This window comes from Actinomycetospora cinnamomea (genome assembly GCF_003096675.1).
In the GTDB taxonomy this organism is placed as follows: Bacteria; Actinomycetota; Actinomycetes; order Mycobacteriales; family Pseudonocardiaceae; genus Actinomycetospora; species Actinomycetospora cinnamomea.
Genome location: NZ_QEKW01000001.1, coordinates 714,470 through 731,879, shown reverse-complemented (window position 1 = coordinate 731,879; position 17,410 = coordinate 714,470). Strand labels below are relative to the sequence as shown.

General features: G+C 77.3%; 19 protein-coding genes. 5 read left to right on the top strand and 14 right to left on the bottom strand.

The window, feature by feature from the left end; genetic code table 11:
* Positions 1-53 precede the first annotated feature (53 nt).
* Together C8D89_RS03435 and C8D89_RS03430 are read right to left on the bottom strand one after the other, a co-directional pair.
* A complete protein-coding gene (locus C8D89_RS03435; RefSeq protein ID WP_116706599.1) occupies positions 54-818 on the bottom strand; it encodes a putative protein N(5)-glutamine methyltransferase in 765 nt (254 codons plus the stop codon).
* Positions 808-1,698, bottom strand: a complete 891-nt coding sequence (locus tag C8D89_RS03430; RefSeq protein WP_243417789.1) for a beta-keto acid cleavage family enzyme — start codon at positions 1,696-1,698, stop codon at positions 808-810. Before C8D89_RS03430 ends, C8D89_RS03435 begins: the two co-directional genes overlap by 11 nt.
* A gap of 62 nt (positions 1,699-1,760) precedes the next feature.
* On the opposite strand from C8D89_RS03430, the gene C8D89_RS03425 reads away from it, so the two are divergent.
* Positions 1,761-2,429, top strand: coding sequence for an RraA family protein (locus C8D89_RS03425; RefSeq protein WP_243417786.1), 669 nt, complete (start codon positions 1,761-1,763; stop codon positions 2,427-2,429).
* 12 nt (positions 2,430-2,441) lie between these two features.
* Here C8D89_RS03425 and C8D89_RS03420 read toward each other — a convergent pair whose 3' ends face one another.
* Positions 2,442-3,545, bottom strand: a complete 1,104-nt coding sequence (locus tag C8D89_RS03420; RefSeq protein WP_116706914.1) for a class I SAM-dependent methyltransferase — start codon at positions 3,543-3,545, stop codon at positions 2,442-2,444.
* Positions 3,546-3,673: 128 nt separating this feature from the next.
* Between C8D89_RS03420 and C8D89_RS03415 the strand changes: the two genes are divergently transcribed.
* Positions 3,674-6,631 (top strand): AfsR/SARP family transcriptional regulator, encoded by a 2,958-nt coding sequence (locus C8D89_RS03415; RefSeq protein ID WP_133251802.1) that lies wholly within the window; start codon positions 3,674-3,676, stop codon positions 6,629-6,631.
* 66 nt (positions 6,632-6,697) lie between these two features.
* Positions 6,698-7,033, top strand: coding sequence for a YdhR family protein (locus tag C8D89_RS03410; protein WP_116706596.1), 336 nt, complete (start codon positions 6,698-6,700; stop codon positions 7,031-7,033).
* Positions 7,034-7,111: 78 nt separating this feature from the next.
* On the opposite strand, the gene C8D89_RS03405 is transcribed toward C8D89_RS03410, so the two are convergent.
* Both C8D89_RS03405 and C8D89_RS03400 read right to left on the bottom strand, forming a co-directional pair.
* On the bottom strand, positions 7,112-7,543 hold the full coding sequence (locus C8D89_RS03405) for an SRPBCC family protein (RefSeq protein WP_116706595.1): 432 nt from the start codon (positions 7,541-7,543) through the stop codon (positions 7,112-7,114).
* A 3-nt stretch (positions 7,544-7,546) separates the two neighbouring features.
* Complete coding sequence (locus C8D89_RS03400; protein ID WP_116706594.1) at positions 7,547-8,020, bottom strand: pyridoxamine 5'-phosphate oxidase family protein; 474 nt, start codon at positions 8,018-8,020, stop codon at positions 7,547-7,549.
* Between the two features lie 101 nt (positions 8,021-8,121).
* On the opposite strand from C8D89_RS03400, the gene C8D89_RS03395 reads away from it, so the two are divergent.
* Both C8D89_RS03395 and C8D89_RS03390 read left to right on the top strand, forming a co-directional pair.
* On the top strand, positions 8,122-8,670 hold the full coding sequence (locus C8D89_RS03395) for an HdeD family acid-resistance protein (RefSeq protein WP_165825524.1): 549 nt from the start codon (positions 8,122-8,124) through the stop codon (positions 8,668-8,670).
* 20 nt (positions 8,671-8,690) lie between these two features.
* Positions 8,691-9,512, top strand: a complete 822-nt coding sequence (locus C8D89_RS03390; protein WP_243417784.1) for a hypothetical protein — start codon at positions 8,691-8,693, stop codon at positions 9,510-9,512.
* Between the two features lie 18 nt (positions 9,513-9,530).
* On the opposite strand, the gene C8D89_RS29005 is transcribed toward C8D89_RS03390, so the two are convergent.
* From C8D89_RS29005 to C8D89_RS03345, 9 genes are all read right to left on the bottom strand, one after another.
* Entirely contained in the window at positions 9,531-9,686 is a 156-nt protein-coding gene (locus C8D89_RS29005; protein WP_207787006.1) for a hypothetical protein, read from the bottom strand.
* 121 nt (positions 9,687-9,807) lie between these two features.
* Positions 9,808-10,848 (bottom strand): NAD(P)/FAD-dependent oxidoreductase, encoded by a 1,041-nt coding sequence (locus C8D89_RS03380; protein ID WP_116706590.1) that lies wholly within the window; start codon positions 10,846-10,848, stop codon positions 9,808-9,810.
* The gene (locus tag C8D89_RS03375; RefSeq protein WP_116706589.1) at positions 10,845-11,375 is read right to left on the bottom strand and encodes an isoprenylcysteine carboxyl methyltransferase family protein; all 531 of its coding nucleotides are present in this window, start codon (positions 11,373-11,375) and stop codon (positions 10,845-10,847) included. The genes C8D89_RS03380 and C8D89_RS03375 overlap by 4 nt, the downstream gene beginning before the upstream one ends.
* Positions 11,372-12,445, bottom strand: a complete 1,074-nt coding sequence (locus tag C8D89_RS03370; protein WP_207787005.1) for a type III polyketide synthase — start codon at positions 12,443-12,445, stop codon at positions 11,372-11,374. The genes C8D89_RS03375 and C8D89_RS03370 overlap by 4 nt, the downstream gene beginning before the upstream one ends.
* A gap of 2 nt (positions 12,446-12,447) precedes the next feature.
* A complete protein-coding gene (locus C8D89_RS03365) occupies positions 12,448-13,632 on the bottom strand; it encodes an NAD(P)/FAD-dependent oxidoreductase (RefSeq protein ID WP_116706587.1) in 1,185 nt (394 codons plus the stop codon).
* Entirely contained in the window at positions 13,632-14,459 is an 828-nt protein-coding gene (locus C8D89_RS03360) for a UbiA family prenyltransferase (RefSeq protein WP_207787004.1), read from the bottom strand. Before C8D89_RS03360 ends, C8D89_RS03365 begins: the two co-directional genes overlap by 1 nt.
* On the bottom strand, positions 14,456-15,517 hold the full coding sequence (locus tag C8D89_RS03355; RefSeq protein WP_116706912.1) for an NAD-dependent epimerase/dehydratase family protein: 1,062 nt from the start codon (positions 15,515-15,517) through the stop codon (positions 14,456-14,458). The genes C8D89_RS03360 and C8D89_RS03355 overlap by 4 nt, the downstream gene beginning before the upstream one ends.
* A 135-nt stretch (positions 15,518-15,652) precedes the next feature.
* Positions 15,653-16,447 (bottom strand): OmpA family protein, encoded by a 795-nt coding sequence (locus tag C8D89_RS03350; protein WP_116706586.1) that lies wholly within the window; start codon positions 16,445-16,447, stop codon positions 15,653-15,655.
* A 177-nt stretch (positions 16,448-16,624) separates the two neighbouring features.
* The gene (locus tag C8D89_RS03345; protein ID WP_116706585.1) at positions 16,625-17,392 is read right to left on the bottom strand and encodes a hypothetical protein; all 768 of its coding nucleotides are present in this window, start codon (positions 17,390-17,392) and stop codon (positions 16,625-16,627) included.
* Positions 17,393-17,410: the final 18 nt, after the last annotated feature.

Here is a 17,410-nt window from a genome sequence, read left to right as displayed (position 1 = left end):
GACGTCCAGTGTCCGTAACGCCACACGCTCACCGAGCCGCACCCAGGGCCCGGTCACAGCGGGTGCACGAGGCTCCCGGCGACGACCGTCGCGTCGCGGTCCTCGTCGCGCGTCACCGATGCGTCGAACCCTGCACGGACGAGCTCCGCCTGGGCGGGCTCCGCCTGGTGCTCGGCGCACTCGATGAGCAGCCACCCGCCGGGACGCAGCCACGCCGGCGCCTGGTCCGCGAGCCGCCGCACGACGTCCAGCCCGTCGCCGCCGCCGTCGAGGGCCGCGCGCGGCTCGTGCTCGCGGGCCTCGGCCGGCATGGCCGCCACGGCATCGCTCGGGACGTACGGGGTGCTCGCGACGACGACGTCGACGTGCCCGGCGAGCTCCGGCGGGAGCGCGGCGAGCAGGTCGCCGAGGTGCACGCCGGCCGCCCCGGGCAGGTTCCCGCGCGCGCAGACCACGGCGGCGGGGTCGTGGTCGGCGGCGTGCAGCACGAGGTCGGGGCGCGCCGCGAGCATCGCCGCCCCGATCGCCCCGGTGCCGCAGCACACGTCGACCACGGTCGCCGCCGCGGGCAGGACGGGCAGCGCCCGCGCCACCAGGAACTCGCTGCGCCGCCGCGGCACGAACACCCCCGGCGCCACGGCCACCCGCAGCCCCGCGAACGCCGCCCACCCCACGACCTGCTCCAACGGCTCGCCGGCGACCCGGCGCGCGACGAGAGCACCGAGGTCGCCACGCGCCGACGCGACCAGCAGCGCCGCCTCCTCCTCGGCGAACACGCACCCCGCGGCCCGCAGGCGGCTCACGACGTCAGCGGTCACGGGAGACCGGCAGCCCGAGGATCGCGCGGGCCTCGGTCGGCGTCGCCGGGCGCCGGTCCAGGTCCGCGAGCAGCGCCACGGCCCGCTCGACGAGCTCGGTGTTCGTCGGCGTCGACGGCCCGGCGTGATCCTCCAGACCGACGCGCAGGTGTCCCCCGCGGCGCACCGCCGCCTCGGCCAGCCCGCACCCGACGACGTCGCCACCCAGCACGGCCACCGACCACGGCAGCCCCGACGGCTCGAGCATCTCCAGATAGGCCTCGAGCGCCGTGGGCGTCGGCGGCAGCCCGAACTCCAGCTCGCCGCCGAAGTACAGCTTGACGATGGCGCCCGACGGCACGCGGCCGTGGCGGTGCAGGGTCAGCGCGGTGCGCAGGAAGCTCGGGTCGAAGATCGAGATGCTGGGCCCCGTGCCGTGCACGGAGCAGCGCGCGAACATGTGTTCCGTGTCGGCGTAGCTGTTGGCGTACGGCCCCGGCGCCGCCGCCTCCGGGACGACGCCGTCGCTGGTCAGCCCCACGTTCACCGACCCGGGGTCGACGAGCGAGAGCCCGCCCATCCCGCGGCGCGCGAGCTCCTCGACGTGGGCCCAGCGGCGCTCGACCGGGATGCCGCGCGCCCCCGCGGCCATCGTCGGGTAGAGCAGTACGTCGGGGTGGGCGGCGAGCACCGGCGCCCACGCCTCGAGGTAGGGCTCGACGGGGTGCACGCCGTCGGGCACGAACATCGCCTCGTGGTGGTCGTGGGCGATGCTCGCCCCGCGGGCCACGCAGGCCAGCATCTCGTCGGCGACCTCGGCCGGCGTCAGCGGCACGTGGGGGTTCACCGACCGCGGGGTGGCGCCGTTGACGGCGACCTCGAGGATCACGGGGGAGGGCACGAGGACCGAGCATGGTCGGCGCATGGTCGCCCGCGCCACCCGCGTCGAGCACGATGACCCCCGTGGATCCCCTCACCTCCGAGGAGCTCGGCCGCGTCCGGGCCCTCGCGACGTCCTCGCTCTGCGACGCCGACAAGTCGCTGCGCCTGCCCGACCCGGCGATCCGCGCGATCGTCCCCGGCGTGCGGATGGCGGGTCCCGCGGTCACCGTCGTCGCGCCCGACGACCACCTGCCGGTGCTGGCGGCCGTGGGGGAGGCGCCGCCGGGGGCCGTGCTGGTGGCGGTCAACCCGCGGGGGGCCCGCGCGGTGGCCGGTGAGCTCGTCGCCGCCGAGGCCCGCCGGCGCGGTCTGGGCGGGATCGTCGTCGACGGGTACTGCCGCGACGTGGCCGGCCTGCGCGCGCTCGGGCTGCCCGTGTTCGCCCGCGGGTCGACGCCCGCGTCGGGCTCGGCCCGCGATCCCCGCGGCTGGGACGAGCAGACCGTCGCGCTCGGCGGGGTGCCCGTGGCGCCCGGCGACCTCGTGCTGGGGGACGACGACGGCCTCGCCGTGGCCTCGCCCGCCGAGATCCGCGCCCTGCTGCCCGGCGCCGAGGAGGTCGAGCGCGCCGAGGCGGCGGTGCTCGCCGGGATGCGCGGCGGGCGCTCGCTGGCCGACCACACCACGCTCGTCGAGCACCGCGCGACCCGGCGCGCGGGCCGGGAGTCGAGCCTCGCCTTCACGGTCTGAGAGTTCTGCCCGTCAGGGGCGGGCCTCGATGACGACGTTGACCTCGGTGGCCGCGGCCTGGCGGACGCGGGTGAAGCCGGCGTCGAGGAGCACGTCGTGCAGCCGCCGGGTACCGGCCTGCGCGCCCAGCGCCACCCCGGCCCCACCGGCCGGACCCGGTTGCGACAGGGCCACCGAGGTGCAGAACGCCGTCGACGCGGCGTAGAACAGCTGCCCCAGGGGGTGCAGGTTGTCCTCGACGCGGTCGCCCGCCCGGGGCTCCACGAGCATGAGGACGCCGTCGGGGGCGAGCGAGGCACGGGCGTGCGCGGCGGCGGCGACGGGGTCGCCCAGGTCGTGCAGCACGTCGAACATGCAGACGAGGTCGTAGCCGCCCACCGGGCGGTCGTAGCCGGTCACCGAGGCGACCTCGAAGCGCACCTGATCCGCGAGCCCCAACGCGGCGGCCCGTTCGGTGGCGGTGGCCACGGAGCCCGCGTGGGCGTCGACCCCGACGAACGTGGAGGCCGGGAAGGCCCCCGCCATCATCAGCACCGGGGCGCCGTGGCCGGTGCCGGCGTCCAGCACCCGCGCACCGCGCTCGAGCCGCCCGACGACGTCGTCGAGTGCGGGCAGCCACGTCGGCAGGAGGCTCGCCCGGTAGCCGGCGGCGTAGAAGCGCTCGGTCCCCTCGAACAGACGCGGGTCGTGGTCCTGCCAGCCGATGCCCGCGCCGCTGCGGAAGGCCTCGGCCAGCCGGTCGGCGTCGGCCCACGCGGCGGCACCGACGAGGATGCCGCCGACGACCGACGCAGGGGTGTCCTCGACGGCGAGGACCGCGGCGTGCTCGTCCGGGAGGGCGAAGCGTCCCGTCCCGGCGTCGTGGGTGAGGTATCCGCCCGCCGCCTGCGCGGCGAGCCATTCGCGGAGGTAGCGCTCGGCGCAGCCGGTGCGGGTGGCGAGCTCGTCGGCGTCCAGCGGTCCGGCCCCGGCCATCGCGCGGTAGAGCCCGAGGCGGTCCCCGAGGTAGGTCAGGACGCCGAGGAAGATCGTCCCCTGATCGGCGAGCACGCGCTGGGCGAACGCTCCGACCTCGTCCGCGTCGGGGGCCGCCGGAATCTGCTGCGTCGCGGTCATGGTCATGCACCTCCGTGGTGGTTCAATCGACGTCACGACGTTCGGCGGGGGCACGCACGGATCGCGTGCACGTCGCGCACGACCGCCCGTACGGGCGGCGCACGCCCCCGTCGGAGCGGAGGTCCGTGGTGGCGGATCGACAGGACCCGGATCCGGTGGCGTTCGGTGTGCTGGGGCCGTTGGAGGTCACGGTCGCCGGACGAGCGGTGCCGCTCGGTGGTCCACGGGCGCGCGGGGTGCTGGCGATGCTGTTGCTCGCACGCGGCGCGGCGGTGTCCGAGGACGCGCTCGTGGACGTCGTGTGGGGCGACGCGCCGCCGCGGGGGGCGCGCAACAGCCTGCAGAGCCACGTGTCCCGCCTGCGGACCTCCCTCGCCGCGGCGGGGGCGTGCGCGACCGGCGATCGCCTGCGCCGGGAGCCGGGTGGCTACCGCCTGCGGGTCGCGGCCACCGAGTTCGACGTGCCGCGCGTCGAGGCGCTGCTCGCACGGGCGCGGGCGGTCCGGGAGGACGCTCCGGCCCGAGCGGTCGTGCTCCTCGACCAGGCCCGGTCGTGCTGGCGCGGGCCCGCCCTCGCCGACCTCGCCGATCTCCCCGGGTGGCAGCTGTCCGGGCTCGCCGCCGAGCGGGCCCGCCTGGACCAGCTGGAGTCCAGCGTGTGCGAGGAGTTGCTCGAGGCCCGCGTGCGCGCCGGCGGGCACCTCGCCGCGCTCCCGGAGCTGGAGCGGGCGGCGCACTCCTCGCCGACGCACGAGGCGCCCCATCGGCTCCTGGCGCTCGCGCTCTACCGGAGCGGCCGGCAGGCCGACGCCCTGGACGTGCTGCGTCGCTACCGTGACCGGCTGGCCGACCAGGCAGGTCTCGACCCGTCTCCCGAGTTCGCGGCGCTGCACCAGGCGATCCTGGGCCACGACCCCGCGCTGGCGCCCCGCCCCGAGACCGTGGCGCCGGTCGGACCCGTCCTCCAGGAGGTCCCCTCGTCGTCCTTCGTGGGTCGTGCCGACGACGTCGCCCGGCTGGCCGCGGCGGTGCGCGATGCGCGCCTCGTGACCGTCACGGGCCCCGGTGGTGTCGGCAAGACGAGGCTCGTGCTCGAGGCGCTCCCGCAGGTGGCGGCGGGCCTGGACCCGCTCGTCCTGGAGCTCGCCTCCGTGCGCCGCGGCGCGGCGGTCGTGCCGGCGCTGGCCGCCGCGCTCGGCGTCCGCGAGGGCTCGGGTGCGACCCTCGCGGAGGCGGTATTGGCACACCTCGGTACCCGCCGGTTGCTGCTGGTGATCGACAACTGCGAGCACCTCGCGACCGAGGTCGTCACTCTGGTGGACGCGGTCGTGGCCAGGGCACCGACGGTCCGGGTCGTCACCACCAGCCGCCGCCGGCTCGGGGTGGTCGGCGAGCAGGTGCTGCCGCTGGAACCGCTGTCCCAGGCGTCCGCGGTGCAGCTCTTCACCGACCGTGCCCGTCGGGCCCGGGAATCCTTCCCGGCGGACGGGTCGGCGCTCCCTCTCGTGGAGGAACTCTGCCACCGCCTCGACCGGCTCCCGCTGGCGGTCGAGCTCGCCGCGGCGCAGGTCGGTGCCCTCGGCCTGGCGGACCTGCGCGACCGCCTGGACGACCGTCTCGACCTGCTGGTCGCCCTCGACGGCGACCGGCACGCGACCCTGCGTGCGGTGGTCGACTGGTCCTACCGGTTGCTGAGCGAGGAGGGGCGGCGCACGTTCGAGGCCGTGTCGGTGTTCGACGCCGGGTTCCCTCTCGACGCGGCGGAGCACGTCGCCGGCGACGCGTCCGGCGGCGCGGTGGCATGTCATCTGGCCCGATTGGTGGACGCCTCTCTGGTCGCAGCCACCCCCGAGGGCGGCGAGCGGCTGCGGTACCACCTCCTGGAGACGCTGCGGACCTACGGCCGGGAGCGGCTCGCCGCTCGCGGCGCACGGCCGGCGGTCCTCGCCCGGCACGCGATGTGGGTGGACCGGCTCGTCGCGGCGGCCGAGCAGGGGCTGGACGGTCCGGACGAGGCGGCCTGGGTGCGGCGGCTCGACGCCCATCTGCCCGACATCCGTTCGGCCTGGCACCGGCTCCACGAGGCCGGGGACGTCGACGGCGCGGCCCGGCTCTCGGTGGCGCTCGCCGGCTACGCGCAATGGCAGGGCCGCTCGGAGCTGTGGGGATGGGCGCGCCGGCTCGCCGAGGGCGAGGTTCCGGATCCGGAGCTGCGGGTGGCGGTCCACGGCGCCGCGGCGCAGGCCGCCTACCTCCAGGGGGATCTGTCGGCGTCGGCCCGGTACGCGGAGAGCGGACTGGCCGGGGCCCCCGGCGCGCCCCGCCGCTGGTGGTGCCTCGCGGCGCGACACATCCTGGCGATGTACCGCGGGAGCTACGCCGAGGCCGAACGCCTCGCCGGCCTCCTGCAGGCCGACGAGGGCGTCTCGCCGACCTGGCGGGTGGTGCTGCTGGGGAACATCGCGCTGGCCCGCACCTACCGCGGTGACACCGACGCCGCCCGGGCCGCGGTGGAACCGTGCCGTCGGGCCGCCGCGGCCCTCGCCGGTCCCACCGGTCTGGCCTGGTCGCGCTACGTCGACGGGGAGGTGGCGCTGCCCACCGACCCGGTCCGCGCGGCGCGGAGCCTGGGCGAGGCGGTGACGATCGCCCGCGGTGTTGACGCGACGTTCGTCGAGGGGGTCGCGACCGTCGGGCTGGTCTCGGCCGCGATGCGGTCCGGGGACACTCGTCGTGCGATGGACGGGTTCCCCGAGGCGATCCGGCACTGGGCGCGGACGGGGATGCGCGTCCAGCAGTGGACGACCCTGCGCATCCTCGTGGAACTGCTCGTCGGGCTGGAGGTGCACGTCCCCGCCGCCGTGCTCATCACCGCCGCCGACGCCGCTCCCGACGCCCCGGCGGTGGTGGGCGCGGACGCCCAGCGCCTCGACGCGCTGCGCGAGACCCTGCGAGAGCGGCTCGGGGACGAGGCCATGGAGCGGGCCGGGGCCCGGAGCAGCGGGCTCACCACGCCCGACGTCATCGCCTACGCGCTCGACCATGCCCTCCCGGCGGCGGCCGGCGCCCTCGTGCGAGGACCGTGACCGGTCTGCACGCGACGTCCGTGACGGTGGTCGACGTCCAGATCGGAACCCTCATCGGAGGCCACCATGTACGTCCAACTGATCACCTTCCGGCTCGACGGGATGGACCCGGCGGAGTTCGCCTCGCTGTGCGACACCATCGCGCCCGAGTACGCCGACGTCCCCGGGCTCATCAGCAAGATCTTCGTCGCCGACCCCGACGACCCCGAGGCGTTCGGTGGGGTCTACCTGTGGCGCGCCCGGGAGGACGCCGAGATCTACACCCGGGAGGGCCTCGCCCAGGTGCTGGTGAACAGCCCGCAGTTCACGGATTTCGGCTCCCGGATCCTGAGGGTCGTCCCCGGGCCCACCGCCGTGACGGGCGGCCCGGTCGCCGACTTGGTCGGATCCCCCGCGGCCTGAGGTCCGTCCGCGAGCTCGCCCGGCCGGAGTGTCGGCGACGGGAGCGCGACGGTGCGGCCGGCGCCGTCGCGCTCCCGCTCAGCTCCCGCCGGCGGCCTCGACGGCCGCCCTCACGAGCCCCGCGATCTCCGTGTCGACGTAGCGGCGGGTCAGCGGCCCGGCGAGGGTGGCGACGAGCCCCAGCGGTCCGCTCTGGCGGATGCCGAGCGTGACGCGGCTTCGGCTCTCGCCGAGGGGCTCGACGGCGTGCCACGCGACGCTGCGCAGGCCCGGTGCCGGCGCGGCCCAGGTGAACGACCGGCCGGGCTCGAGCTCGGTGACCTCCCACGTCGCGGGCGGCAGCCAGGGCTGCTCGACCCGCACCCGCGCGCCGACCCGCAGCGGCCCGCCGTCGAGCAGGCGCACCCGCGTCATCGTCGACGTCCAGGTCGGCATGCGCTCGACGTCGGCGATCACCGCCCACACCGTTCCCGCGTCGACGCCCACGTCGCGGCTGACCGTGTACTCCACGAGCTACCCCCCGTCGGAGGCCAGCGACCGGTACTCCAGCCCCGCCGCCGTGCTGCGCCAGACCACGAGGCGGTCGAGGGTGACGACGATCGGCTGCGAGAACGTCATGAGCCAGGCGTCCAGCGGCTGGTCGCCGAGCAGCGGCGTGTACTTGCGTCCGAAGGCGTCGAGGGCGTCCTCGACCCGGGCGAAGGTCGACAGCTTCGCCCGGCCCCCACCGGTGACGACGTCGGTGCCCTGCTCGGCGGTGTCGAGCGCGACGCTGACGGCCGCGTGCGCCCGCAGGTGGGCGATCTTCGCGGTGTCCGGCCGGCTGAACACCGTCACCACGGGATCGGCCCAGGTGAACCACACGGGCACCGTGTGCGGCCGGCCGTCGGGCGCCACCGTGCCGAGCCAGATGATCGTATCGGTGGCCAGCCGCTGCCCGGCGTGCGCGTCCGCGCCGACGGCCGGGTCGAGCAGCGGGTCACCCACGTGGTCATCGCAGCAGACCGGTCAAGCGCAGCCCCTCGACACGCGGTGATCGCGACGATTCGATGGCACCTGGACGCGGGTTGCGGCGGAGGGGAGCGGACATGACCAGCGCGGTGGGCGGCCCGGGGGTACGCCGGGCGTCGAGCGGGTGGGGCTGGGTGCTGGCCTCGGGTATCCTCGGTGTGCTGGTCGGGGTGATCGCGCTGTTCTTCCCCGGGTTGGCCATCCTCAGTGCGGCCATCGTGCTCGGCATCGTGCTGATCGTGCAGGGCGCCCTGGAGATCGGGGTCGCCTGGCGCGCCGGCACCGGCTCGACGGGACGCGGCTGGCTCGCCGCCTTCGGCGTCCTGGTCCTCGTGGCGGGCATCCTCGTCCTGTTCCGGCCGGGCGGCGGCATCCTCGTGCTGGTCTGGGGCCTGATCCTCTGGTTCGTCCTCGCCGGGGTGCACGACCTGATCATCGCCGGCTCCCAGCGCGAGCACCGGGTCTGGAACATCGTCGTGGGCGTGCTGAGCCTCATCGTCGCGTTCGTCCTGCTCGTCTCGCCGGGCACGGCGGTCGGCGTGCTGGCGCTGTTCATCGCCCTCGGCTTCCTCTTCCGCGGGGCGATGGACATCGGTCTCGCGCTGAGCATGCGCCGCACGGCCTGATCGCGGCGCATCATGGCGGGGTGGACGTGCGTGACACCCGTGAGACGGTGGCCCGCCGCTACGGCGAGCACCTGACCGACACCGACCTGCTGGCGCTGTCGGGGGACCGGCCCGACCAGGTCCCCGCGCTGCGCCGGCACCCCGCGCTGGTGCTCGACCTGCTCGACCGGCCCGCGGTCGCCGACGCCGTGCTGCGCGCGGACCGCGACCGCGGCGGGCGGTTCCGCCACGTCTCGCCGTTCCTCGTCCTCGCGGCCGCGGTGCACCGGACGGCCGGGGCGCTCGTCGGGCGCACCCACGTCCCGGACCGCACCGCGCCGCGCTCCCGCGTGCCGATCTTCGACGGCCCCGTGCTGGCCGCGTTCGCCGCCGACCCCGCCCACCGGCTCTTCCTCGCCGAGCTCCTCGCGTCCTACGCGCGGCTGGCCTCGGGGGTGGTGTGGCGGCGGGACCCGACCGGGTGGCGGCGGCAGCGGTGGGACGAGCTCGACCTGCCCCGCCTGGCCGAGCTGATCGTCGCGCTGCCCGAGGACCAGCGCCCCGGCGGGTACAGGCGGCTCGGCGACGGCGCGCTGTTCCTCGCCGGGGTCTTCCCCGAGTACGCGGAACGGACCTTCGCCGGCGCGGGCACGGCACGGCTCGCGACGCTCGCGGGGCCGCGGGAGGGCCCGGTCACCGAGCTGCTCGAGGAGCTCGCCGGCCGGGCCTACGCGCGGGCGGGGGCGGCGGTGCCGGCCGGGGTGGTCGAGTCACCGCACGCCGCGCGCCGGGTGCTCGCGCTGGTCGCCGACCACCACCTGCACCGCGGGGAGGCGGGGGGCCCGCCGGTCGCGGGACGGTGAGCCGGACAGCCGACGTGCTCAGCTGCGGATGTCGGGGGCGGGCCGGGGCTCGGGGATGCCGGGCGCGGCTGCCCGGGTCGGTACCGGCGCCGGGTGCGCCGGCCCGGCCCAGCGGCCGGCCAGGTGGTCCCACCAGCAGGCGCGGGTGTGCTCGTGGGCGGGCCCGGCGGGCACGGGGCGGAGCGTGCTGCTGAGTGACATGCGGAGCCTTCCTCCGGCGACGGTGGTCACCGAGGGTGACGCGAAACCGGACACACGTCCAGGCCGTACCACCCATTCGTCCTATCCGGGCCGCTCAGGAAGTCCCCACCGGCCGTGCCAGCGCGTTCACCGCCGCGGAGAACACCGGTGACAGCACCCGGGACGCGGGCACGAGGACCCGGCGGGCCGCGGCGGGCCGCGTGCCGGCGAGCAACGCGGCGGTCAGCCAGCGGTAGCGCCGGGTGAGACGCGCCCAGTCCCGCTCGTAGCGCTGCGGCACCCCGTCGGTGATCGCGCGGACCGCCGCCTCGGCCTGGGCGAACGCCAGCGCCAGCCCCTCGCCGGTCAGCGCGTCGATGTAGCCGGCGGCGTCGCCGACCAGCAGCACCCGGCCCGCCACGCGCGCCCGCGCCCCCCGGCGCAGCGGGCCGGCGCCCCGGACGGCGCCGACGGGCGCGGCGTCGCCCAGCCGCGCGCCGAGGCCCGGCAGCAGGCGCACCCGCTCGTCGAACGAGCCCGCCCGCGCGCCGAGCACCGCGACGCCGACGAGGTCGCCGGCCACCGGTGTCACGTAGGCCTCGACCTCGCGGCCCCAGTACACCTCGACGTAGGGCGACCAGGGCGCGGTGCGGAAGTGCCGGCGCAACCCGTAGCGGCGCTGCCGCGCCGGCGCGGCGTCGAGTCCGAGCGCGCGGCGCAGCGGCGAGTGCAGCCCGTCGGCGGCGACGAGGTGCCGCGCCCGGGTCCCGTCGACGGTCACCGCCTCGCCGTCCTGGGTCACGGCCCCCACGGCCCGCTGCGCGATGCGCGCGCCGGCCGCCACCGCCGCGCCGCGCAGGGCGTCGTGCAGCACGGTGCGGCGGATGCCGCGGCCCGCGCCGTGGCGGAAGTCCGCGTCCGCCGCCCCGCCGGCGTCGACGTATCGGATGCCGTGGAACGGGTGCCCGGGCGGGTCGACGCCGAGCGCCTGCAGCGAGGCGAGGGGCCCGGGCATCAGGCCCTCGCCGCAGGCCTTGTCGACCGCGCCGGCGCGCGGCTCCCACACCTCGACGTCGAGACCCGCGCGGGCGGCGTGCAGGGCGGTCACGAGCCCGGCGGGCCCGCCGCCGGCCACCACGAGGTCGACCGGGCTCACGCGGCCACCGTCCCGGCCGCGTCGTCGAGGGCGCGCCGTTCCGCGCGCACCCGCACGGTCAGCAGCACCGCGTTCGCGACCGTGAAGACGGCGGCGGTGATCCAGGCGGTGTGCACCAGCGGCAGCGCGAGGCCCTCGATCACGACGACGACGTAGTTGGGGTGGCGGAGGAACCGGTAGGGCCCGGACGACACCAGCGGCAGCCCGGGTACGACGATCACGCGGGTGTTCCACCGGCGCCCGAGCGTGGAGACGCACCACGCCCGCACCGCCTGGCAGGCGAGGACAAGGCCGAGCATCGGCCACCCCAGGGCGGGGAGGAACGGCCGGTCGGCGAGCCACACCTCCGCCACGCACCCGACGAGCAGGCCCGTGTGCAGCACGACCATGGCCGGGTAGTGGCCGCGGCCGGCCTCGATGCCGCCGCGGGCGAGCGCCCAGGCGGCGTTGCGCCGCGAGATGGTGACCTCGACGAGGCGCTCCACTCCGACGGCGACCACGAGCAGGGTGTAGAGCAGCGCGCTCATGCCGGCACCCGCAGCAGCACCAGCTCGGAGCAGAACCCCGGGCCCATGGCCAGCATCAGCCCGTACGAGCCCGGCCGGGGCGGCCGGGCGGCGAGGGTGTCGGCCAGCACGTGCAGCACCGACGCCGAGGAGAGGTTGCCGATGCGGCGCAGCGAGTCCCAGGTGACGGCCAGCGCCTCGCGGTCCACCCCGAGCGCGTCCTGCAGCGCCTCGAGCACCTTGGGCCCTCCGGGGTGCGCGACGTACCACTCGACGTCGCCCGGCCCGAGTCCCTGGTCGGCGAGGAAGCGGCGCACGTCGTCGCCGAGGTGGCGGCGGACGACGTCGGGCACGGCTCCGTCGAGCACGATCTTCAGCCCGCCCGCGCCGACGTCCCAGCCCATGGTGCGTTCCGAGTCGGGGTAGAGGCGGCTGCGGGCGACCAGCACCTCGGGCTGCACGCGCCCGGCATCGACGAGCTGCGCGGCCCGGCGCTCGCCGGCCGCGACGACGGCGGCGGCCCCGTCGCCGAACAGCCCGCTGGCGACGAGGTTGGGCACCGAGGCGTCGTCGCGCTGCAGCGTCAGTGAGCACAGCTCGACGCTCATCAGCACCGCGACCGCGTCGGGGTGGCCGACGAGGTGGTCGTGCAGCCGGGCCACCCCCGCCGCCCCGGCGACGCACCCCAGGCCGACGATCGGGACGCGCACCACGTCGTCGCGCATCCCGATCAGCGCGGCGACCCGGGCGTCGAGCGAGGGGACGGCGAGCCCCGTGACGGTCGCGGAGACGATCAGGTCGACGTCGGACGGGGCGAGGTCGACGGCCTTGAGCGCGTCGACGACCGCCCGCGCGCCGAGCTCGACGCCGGAGGCGATGAAGGCGTCGTTCGCCTCCCCGAAGTCGCGCAGCCCGCCGTAGCGCTCCAGCGGCAGCGCGGTGTGGCGGGTCGCGACGCCGGCGTTGCCGTGGAACCGCTCGACCAGGCCCCGGTCGACGCCGCGGACCATCGAGGTGGCGAAGGCCTCGGTGATCTCCGCCTGGGGGTGGCGGTGCTCGGGCAGGGTGCCCCGGACGCTCAGGATGCGCATGCTCATCTCTCCTCGGGGAGGGGGCGCAGGAGGGCCCTGGCCAGCGACGTGACCAGCCCGCGGACGACGGCCGGGCTGATCCGGCCGCGGGCCAGCCCGAGCTCGACGAGGTCGTCGAACACGCGCTGGTCGCGGGCGGAGGCGGCGAGCCCGGCGTCGAGCATCGGCGCGCTGCGGCTCAGCCGGCCGGCGGCCGCGGTGTGGCGCAGGTGCGGGAGGAGGTGCGCGCGGGCGTCGCGCCGGTAGCGGTGCCCGGCGCGCGCGGGCCGTCCCTCGGCGAGGGCCCGGGCCGCCGCCCGTCCGGCGGCGATGCCGGTGGTGACGGCGTAGTAGATGCCCTCGCCGGTCATGGGGTTGACCAGGCCCGCGGCGTCGCCGACCAGCAGCACGCGTCCGCTCGGTGGGCGCCAGCGCAGCCCCGAGAGCGGCAGGTGGTGGCCGCGCCAATCGGTGGCGTCGCGGGTGGTGCCGGGCAGCAGGTCTTCGAGGTGCCCGATCAGCTCGCCCTTGCCGGGCGCCTGCCCGTCGCCGAGCACCTCGCCGTACCCCACGTTCGCCCAGCCGTCGCCGCGGTCGAACGACCAGGCGTACGACGGCTGGCGGGCGGTGCCGAACGCGATCACCTGGGCGCCCTCGCGGGCGGGGGTGACGGGGGCGTAGCCGCGCAGGGCGAGCGCCGTGGCGCCCGGCGCCCACCCGACCCGGCGGCGCACCACCGAGCGGGCGCCGTCCGCGCCGACCACCACGGGGGCCGCGATCTCCCCGTCGAGCACGACGCCCCCGCCGCCGGCTCCGCCGTCCACCGTGAGGTCGCGGACCCGGTGGCGCCGCAGCACGGCGCCGGCCTCCTGCGCCGCCTCGACCAGCCGGGCGTCGAGCACCCGGCGGGGCACGACGTAGGACGGTCGCGCCATCGTCCGCTCGGCGCCGCGACCGCCGCGGTCGAGGCGCAGGCGCGCGACCGGTACCCGGTCGTCGAGCAGGCCGGTGACGCCGACCTCGGCGAGCCGGTCGAGCACGTGCGGGGCGACGCCGTCCCCGCACGCCTTGTCACGGGGGAAGTCCGCGCGGTCGAGCAGCGCCACCCGCAGGCCGGGCTCGGCGTGCAGCGCACCGAGCGCGGCCGCCGCGCCGGCGGGCCCGGCGCCGACGACGGCGAGGTCGGGCCGGTCGAGGGGGCCGGCCATCACCCGGCCGCCACGAGCAGCACGACGTCGAGCAGGGCGATCGCGATCGCGGCGCGGAAGGGACCGCGGCCGTGTCCGGCGAGGGTGAACGCCGCGAGCGCGCCGACCACCACGAGCACCACCCACACCCACGCCGGCGGGGTGCCGGCGGGACCGAGGGCGGCCACGAGCGACGCGGCGACCAGCAGGCCGGCGGCCAGCGGGCGCGCCGTCGGCTCGCCGAGGCGGTGCGGCAGGCCGCGGACGCCGGTGCGCAGGTCGTCGGCGAGGTCGGGCAGGGCGTTGACCACGTGGGCGCCGACCCCGAGCGCCGCGCCGGCGGCGAGCATCCACCACGGTGGCCAGGCCGGGGCGTCGCGGGCGAGGGACGCGACGGCCGGCAGCGTCCCGAAGGTCACCGCGTAGGGCAGCCAGGACAGGGCCGTCCGCTTGAGGCCGAGGTTGTAGGCCTGGCCCGAGCCGATGCCGAGCAGGAGGTGCACGACCCCGCTGCGCCAGCCCGCCGCGAAGGACAGGACGACGCAGGCGAGACCGGCGACGGCCACCGCGGCGGCCACCGGGCCGGCGCCGACCCGGCCGGTGGCCAGAGGCTTGTCGGTGCGCCCGCTGGCGCGGTCGCGGGGGGCGTCGACGAGGTCGTTGACCCAGCCGATCGTCAGGTGCCCGGTGAAGACGGCAGCGGTGACGACGACGGCGGTGCCGGCGGGCAGGCCGGCGTCGGCCGCGAGCAGCGCGGCGATCGTCGCGACGGCGACCGCGGGTCCGGGGTGGGCGCTCGTGACCAGGCCGGCGGCGGTCCCGCGCCGCGTGGTCGGCGTCGCCGTCACGGCCGGTGCCGCCGCTCGACGGCACCGTGGCGCACGGCGTCGCGGACGGTGCCGGCGACGGTGCGGCGGCGCAGCACCGGCGTCGGGCCCTCGGCGGTCGCCCGCATCCCCGCGAGGACCTCGCGGAACACCGCGACCGCGTCCTGCGTCGGTGCCCACCCGAGCTCGGTACGGGCGCGGCCGGAGTCGAGCAGCGGCAGGGCGAAGGCCATGTCGAGCCACCCGGTGTCGACCTGCTGCAGGCGCAGGCGCCACGCGAGGTCCACCACCGGCCGCAGCACCGACGACGGGACGTGGACGAGGCGGGCGCCGAGCACCTCGGCGATGTCCGCCGCAGTCAGCGGCGGGTCCGCGGCGAGGTTGAACGCGCCGCCGACCCGGCCGTCGAGCACCCGCACCACGGCGTCGGCCACGTCGTCGGCGTGCACGACGGAGATCGCGAGTCCGCGGTCCAGTGGCAGGACCGGGAGCCACCCGAGGGCGCGGGCGGGCACGAAACCGGGCACGCCGTAGCGCAGCAGGGCGCTACCGGCGGCCCGCTGCCCGACGACGCCGGGGCGCAGGCGGGTGACGGTGCCGAGCGCGCTCCCGGCCTCGGCCTCGTCGAGGAGGCGCTCGGCGGCGACCTTGTGGCGGCTGTAGCGCGAGGTCGGCACGCCGTCGGTCGGGTACGCCTCGTCGGCGGGGGTGTCGTCGCGCCGCGGCGAGTAGGCGCCGAGCGAGGACATGTGCACGAGGTGCGGCACGCCCGCCGCCGCGACCGCCCCGACGACGCGTCGTGTGCCGCCCACGCCCAGTTCCCGCAGGTAGGCGAGGTCCTGGGAGGGCTGGAAGCCCCAGGCGAGGTGGACCACGGCGTCGGCACCGGCGAACACCTCGGCGAGCTCGTGGCCGGTGACGCGGGTGAGGTCCACCGACCGCCAGGTCACCGGCGCGCCGTCGACCGTGCCGCCGGGCACCCGGCGCGCGAGTCCCACCACCTCGTGGTCCTCGCGCGCCAGGCGGCGCAGGAGCGCGGTCCCGACGTTGCCGGTCGCGCCGGTGACGGCGATGCGCATCGGATCCCCCCAGGGGCTCGCCGGGCGTCGCTCGAGAATCGCCCGGACCGGTGCACGCCGGACGGCCGGCTGGTCCACCACCGGGTGCCGGTTCGGCTACCCCACCTCCGCGGCCCGGCAACCCGGCGCGGCGTTCTACGAGACCGCGATCTCCACGCGGCGGCTGGCCGCGGTGCTGGACTGCGGGTCGCGGTCCGCGGCGCCGCGCGTCTGGATGCGGGCGGGGTCGACGCCCTGGCTCGCCAGGCGCTGGGCGACGGTGGCGGCACGCTGGTCCGAGAGGGCCTGCGCGTCGGGGCCGATGCCGCGGGCCACCGGGGCGACGTAGCCGGTCACGATGACCTGCGCCGACGGCACGCTCGCCAGCTCGCGAGCCACCTCGTCGACGGTCTCGGCGCCCGACGCGGTCAGCTCCGGGCTGTCGGGCCCGAACGTCACCGGGCTCGCCTCGACGAGCTCCTGCACGCGCTCCGAGACGGCGGCGATGTCGCCACCGCCGCCTGTTCCGCCGCCTGTTCCGCCGCCCGTTCCACCGCTCCCGGTGTCGCCGCTGCCGGCGCCCGGGGTGGCGGGAGCACCGGGAGCACCCGGATCACCCGGGGCGCCGGGGGCACCGGGCGCACCCGCGCCGGCGGGAGGCGCGACGCCCGGAGCGGGCGCGCCACCGGGAGCACCGGGTGCGGCGGGTGCCGCCGTCCCGCCCGTCGCGCCGGGCTGCGGGCCCTCGGCCCCGCTGCTGCAGCGGCTGAGCAGCAGGATCGCCAGGATGATCAGCACGGCCAGGATCGCCAGCAGCAGCCACGCCCACCACGGGCGACGCCGGCGGGTCCCGGCGGCACCACCGGCAGCACCAGCCCCACCGGCAGCGCCACCGGTGCCCCCGGCACCGCCCGCGGCGACCGCTCCTCGACGTCGATCCGGTTCGCTCATCGCGCGCTCCTCGTGACGGGTCGGCGGTCCGGCCGCGGACCCGGGTACGGAGGGCGCGCCGCCGGGGTCTCCACGACCGCGCCCACGAGTTCGCCGAGCGTTGCCCGATCGGTGAGCACCACACACCCGCGAACACGCGCGTTCGCCGAGCCCCTCGAGTGAGGACGAGCGCGACGCTCAGGGCGTGGGTCGTGCGGCCTGGCTCTCGGCGTAGGCCCGCCGACGCAGGGCGTTGACCACACCGACCGGTTCGATGCCGCCCGCGTGGTGGAACGGGGTGAAGCGCAGCGACTCGCTCTCCGCCCCGGTGAGCTCGTCGCCCAGGCGCAGGATCCCGCGCCGGGTCCACCCGCCGGTCGGGGTGGCGGTGCACAGCGCGAAGGCCGCGGTCCCGGCGGTAACGGCGTCGGCCACGTCGTCCAGGCGGGGCCACCCCGCCCGGCCCCCGACGCCCTCCAGCGCCCGGGCCCCCAGCACGAGCCGCTCCGTGCCGACGCGGAACGGGGTGAGGCTCGAGTAGGTCGCGACGTCGTAGCGGGATTCGGGGACGATCACGTGCCGCGCGCCGACGGCGGTGCCCGACGACACCAGCAGCAGGTCCTGCCGGCCCCCGCGGCCGTCGGCGTCGAGCAGGCGCACCGCGAGGCCCAGCGCGTCGGGCAACGGCTCGGGAAGCCCCGCGCCGCGGGAGAGCCGGACCACGGCCCGGTGGTCGCCGGGGAGGTCCAGCACCGTCGCGCCGGCGGGGTCCGTACCGGAGACCGAGAGCGTCCCGCGGAACGACCGCCCGCGGGGGTGGAACGACCGCGCCGCGCGGAACCAGGACGCGACGCCGAAGGCCGCGCCGGCGACCCGGCCCGCGACCGCGTCGACCCACCGGTCCCCGGGATCGGGCGGCGGCGCGGGCAGGGGCTCGGGGGCACGGCGGGGCGCGGGGTCGACCATCGGCCGGTGGTTCCCCGT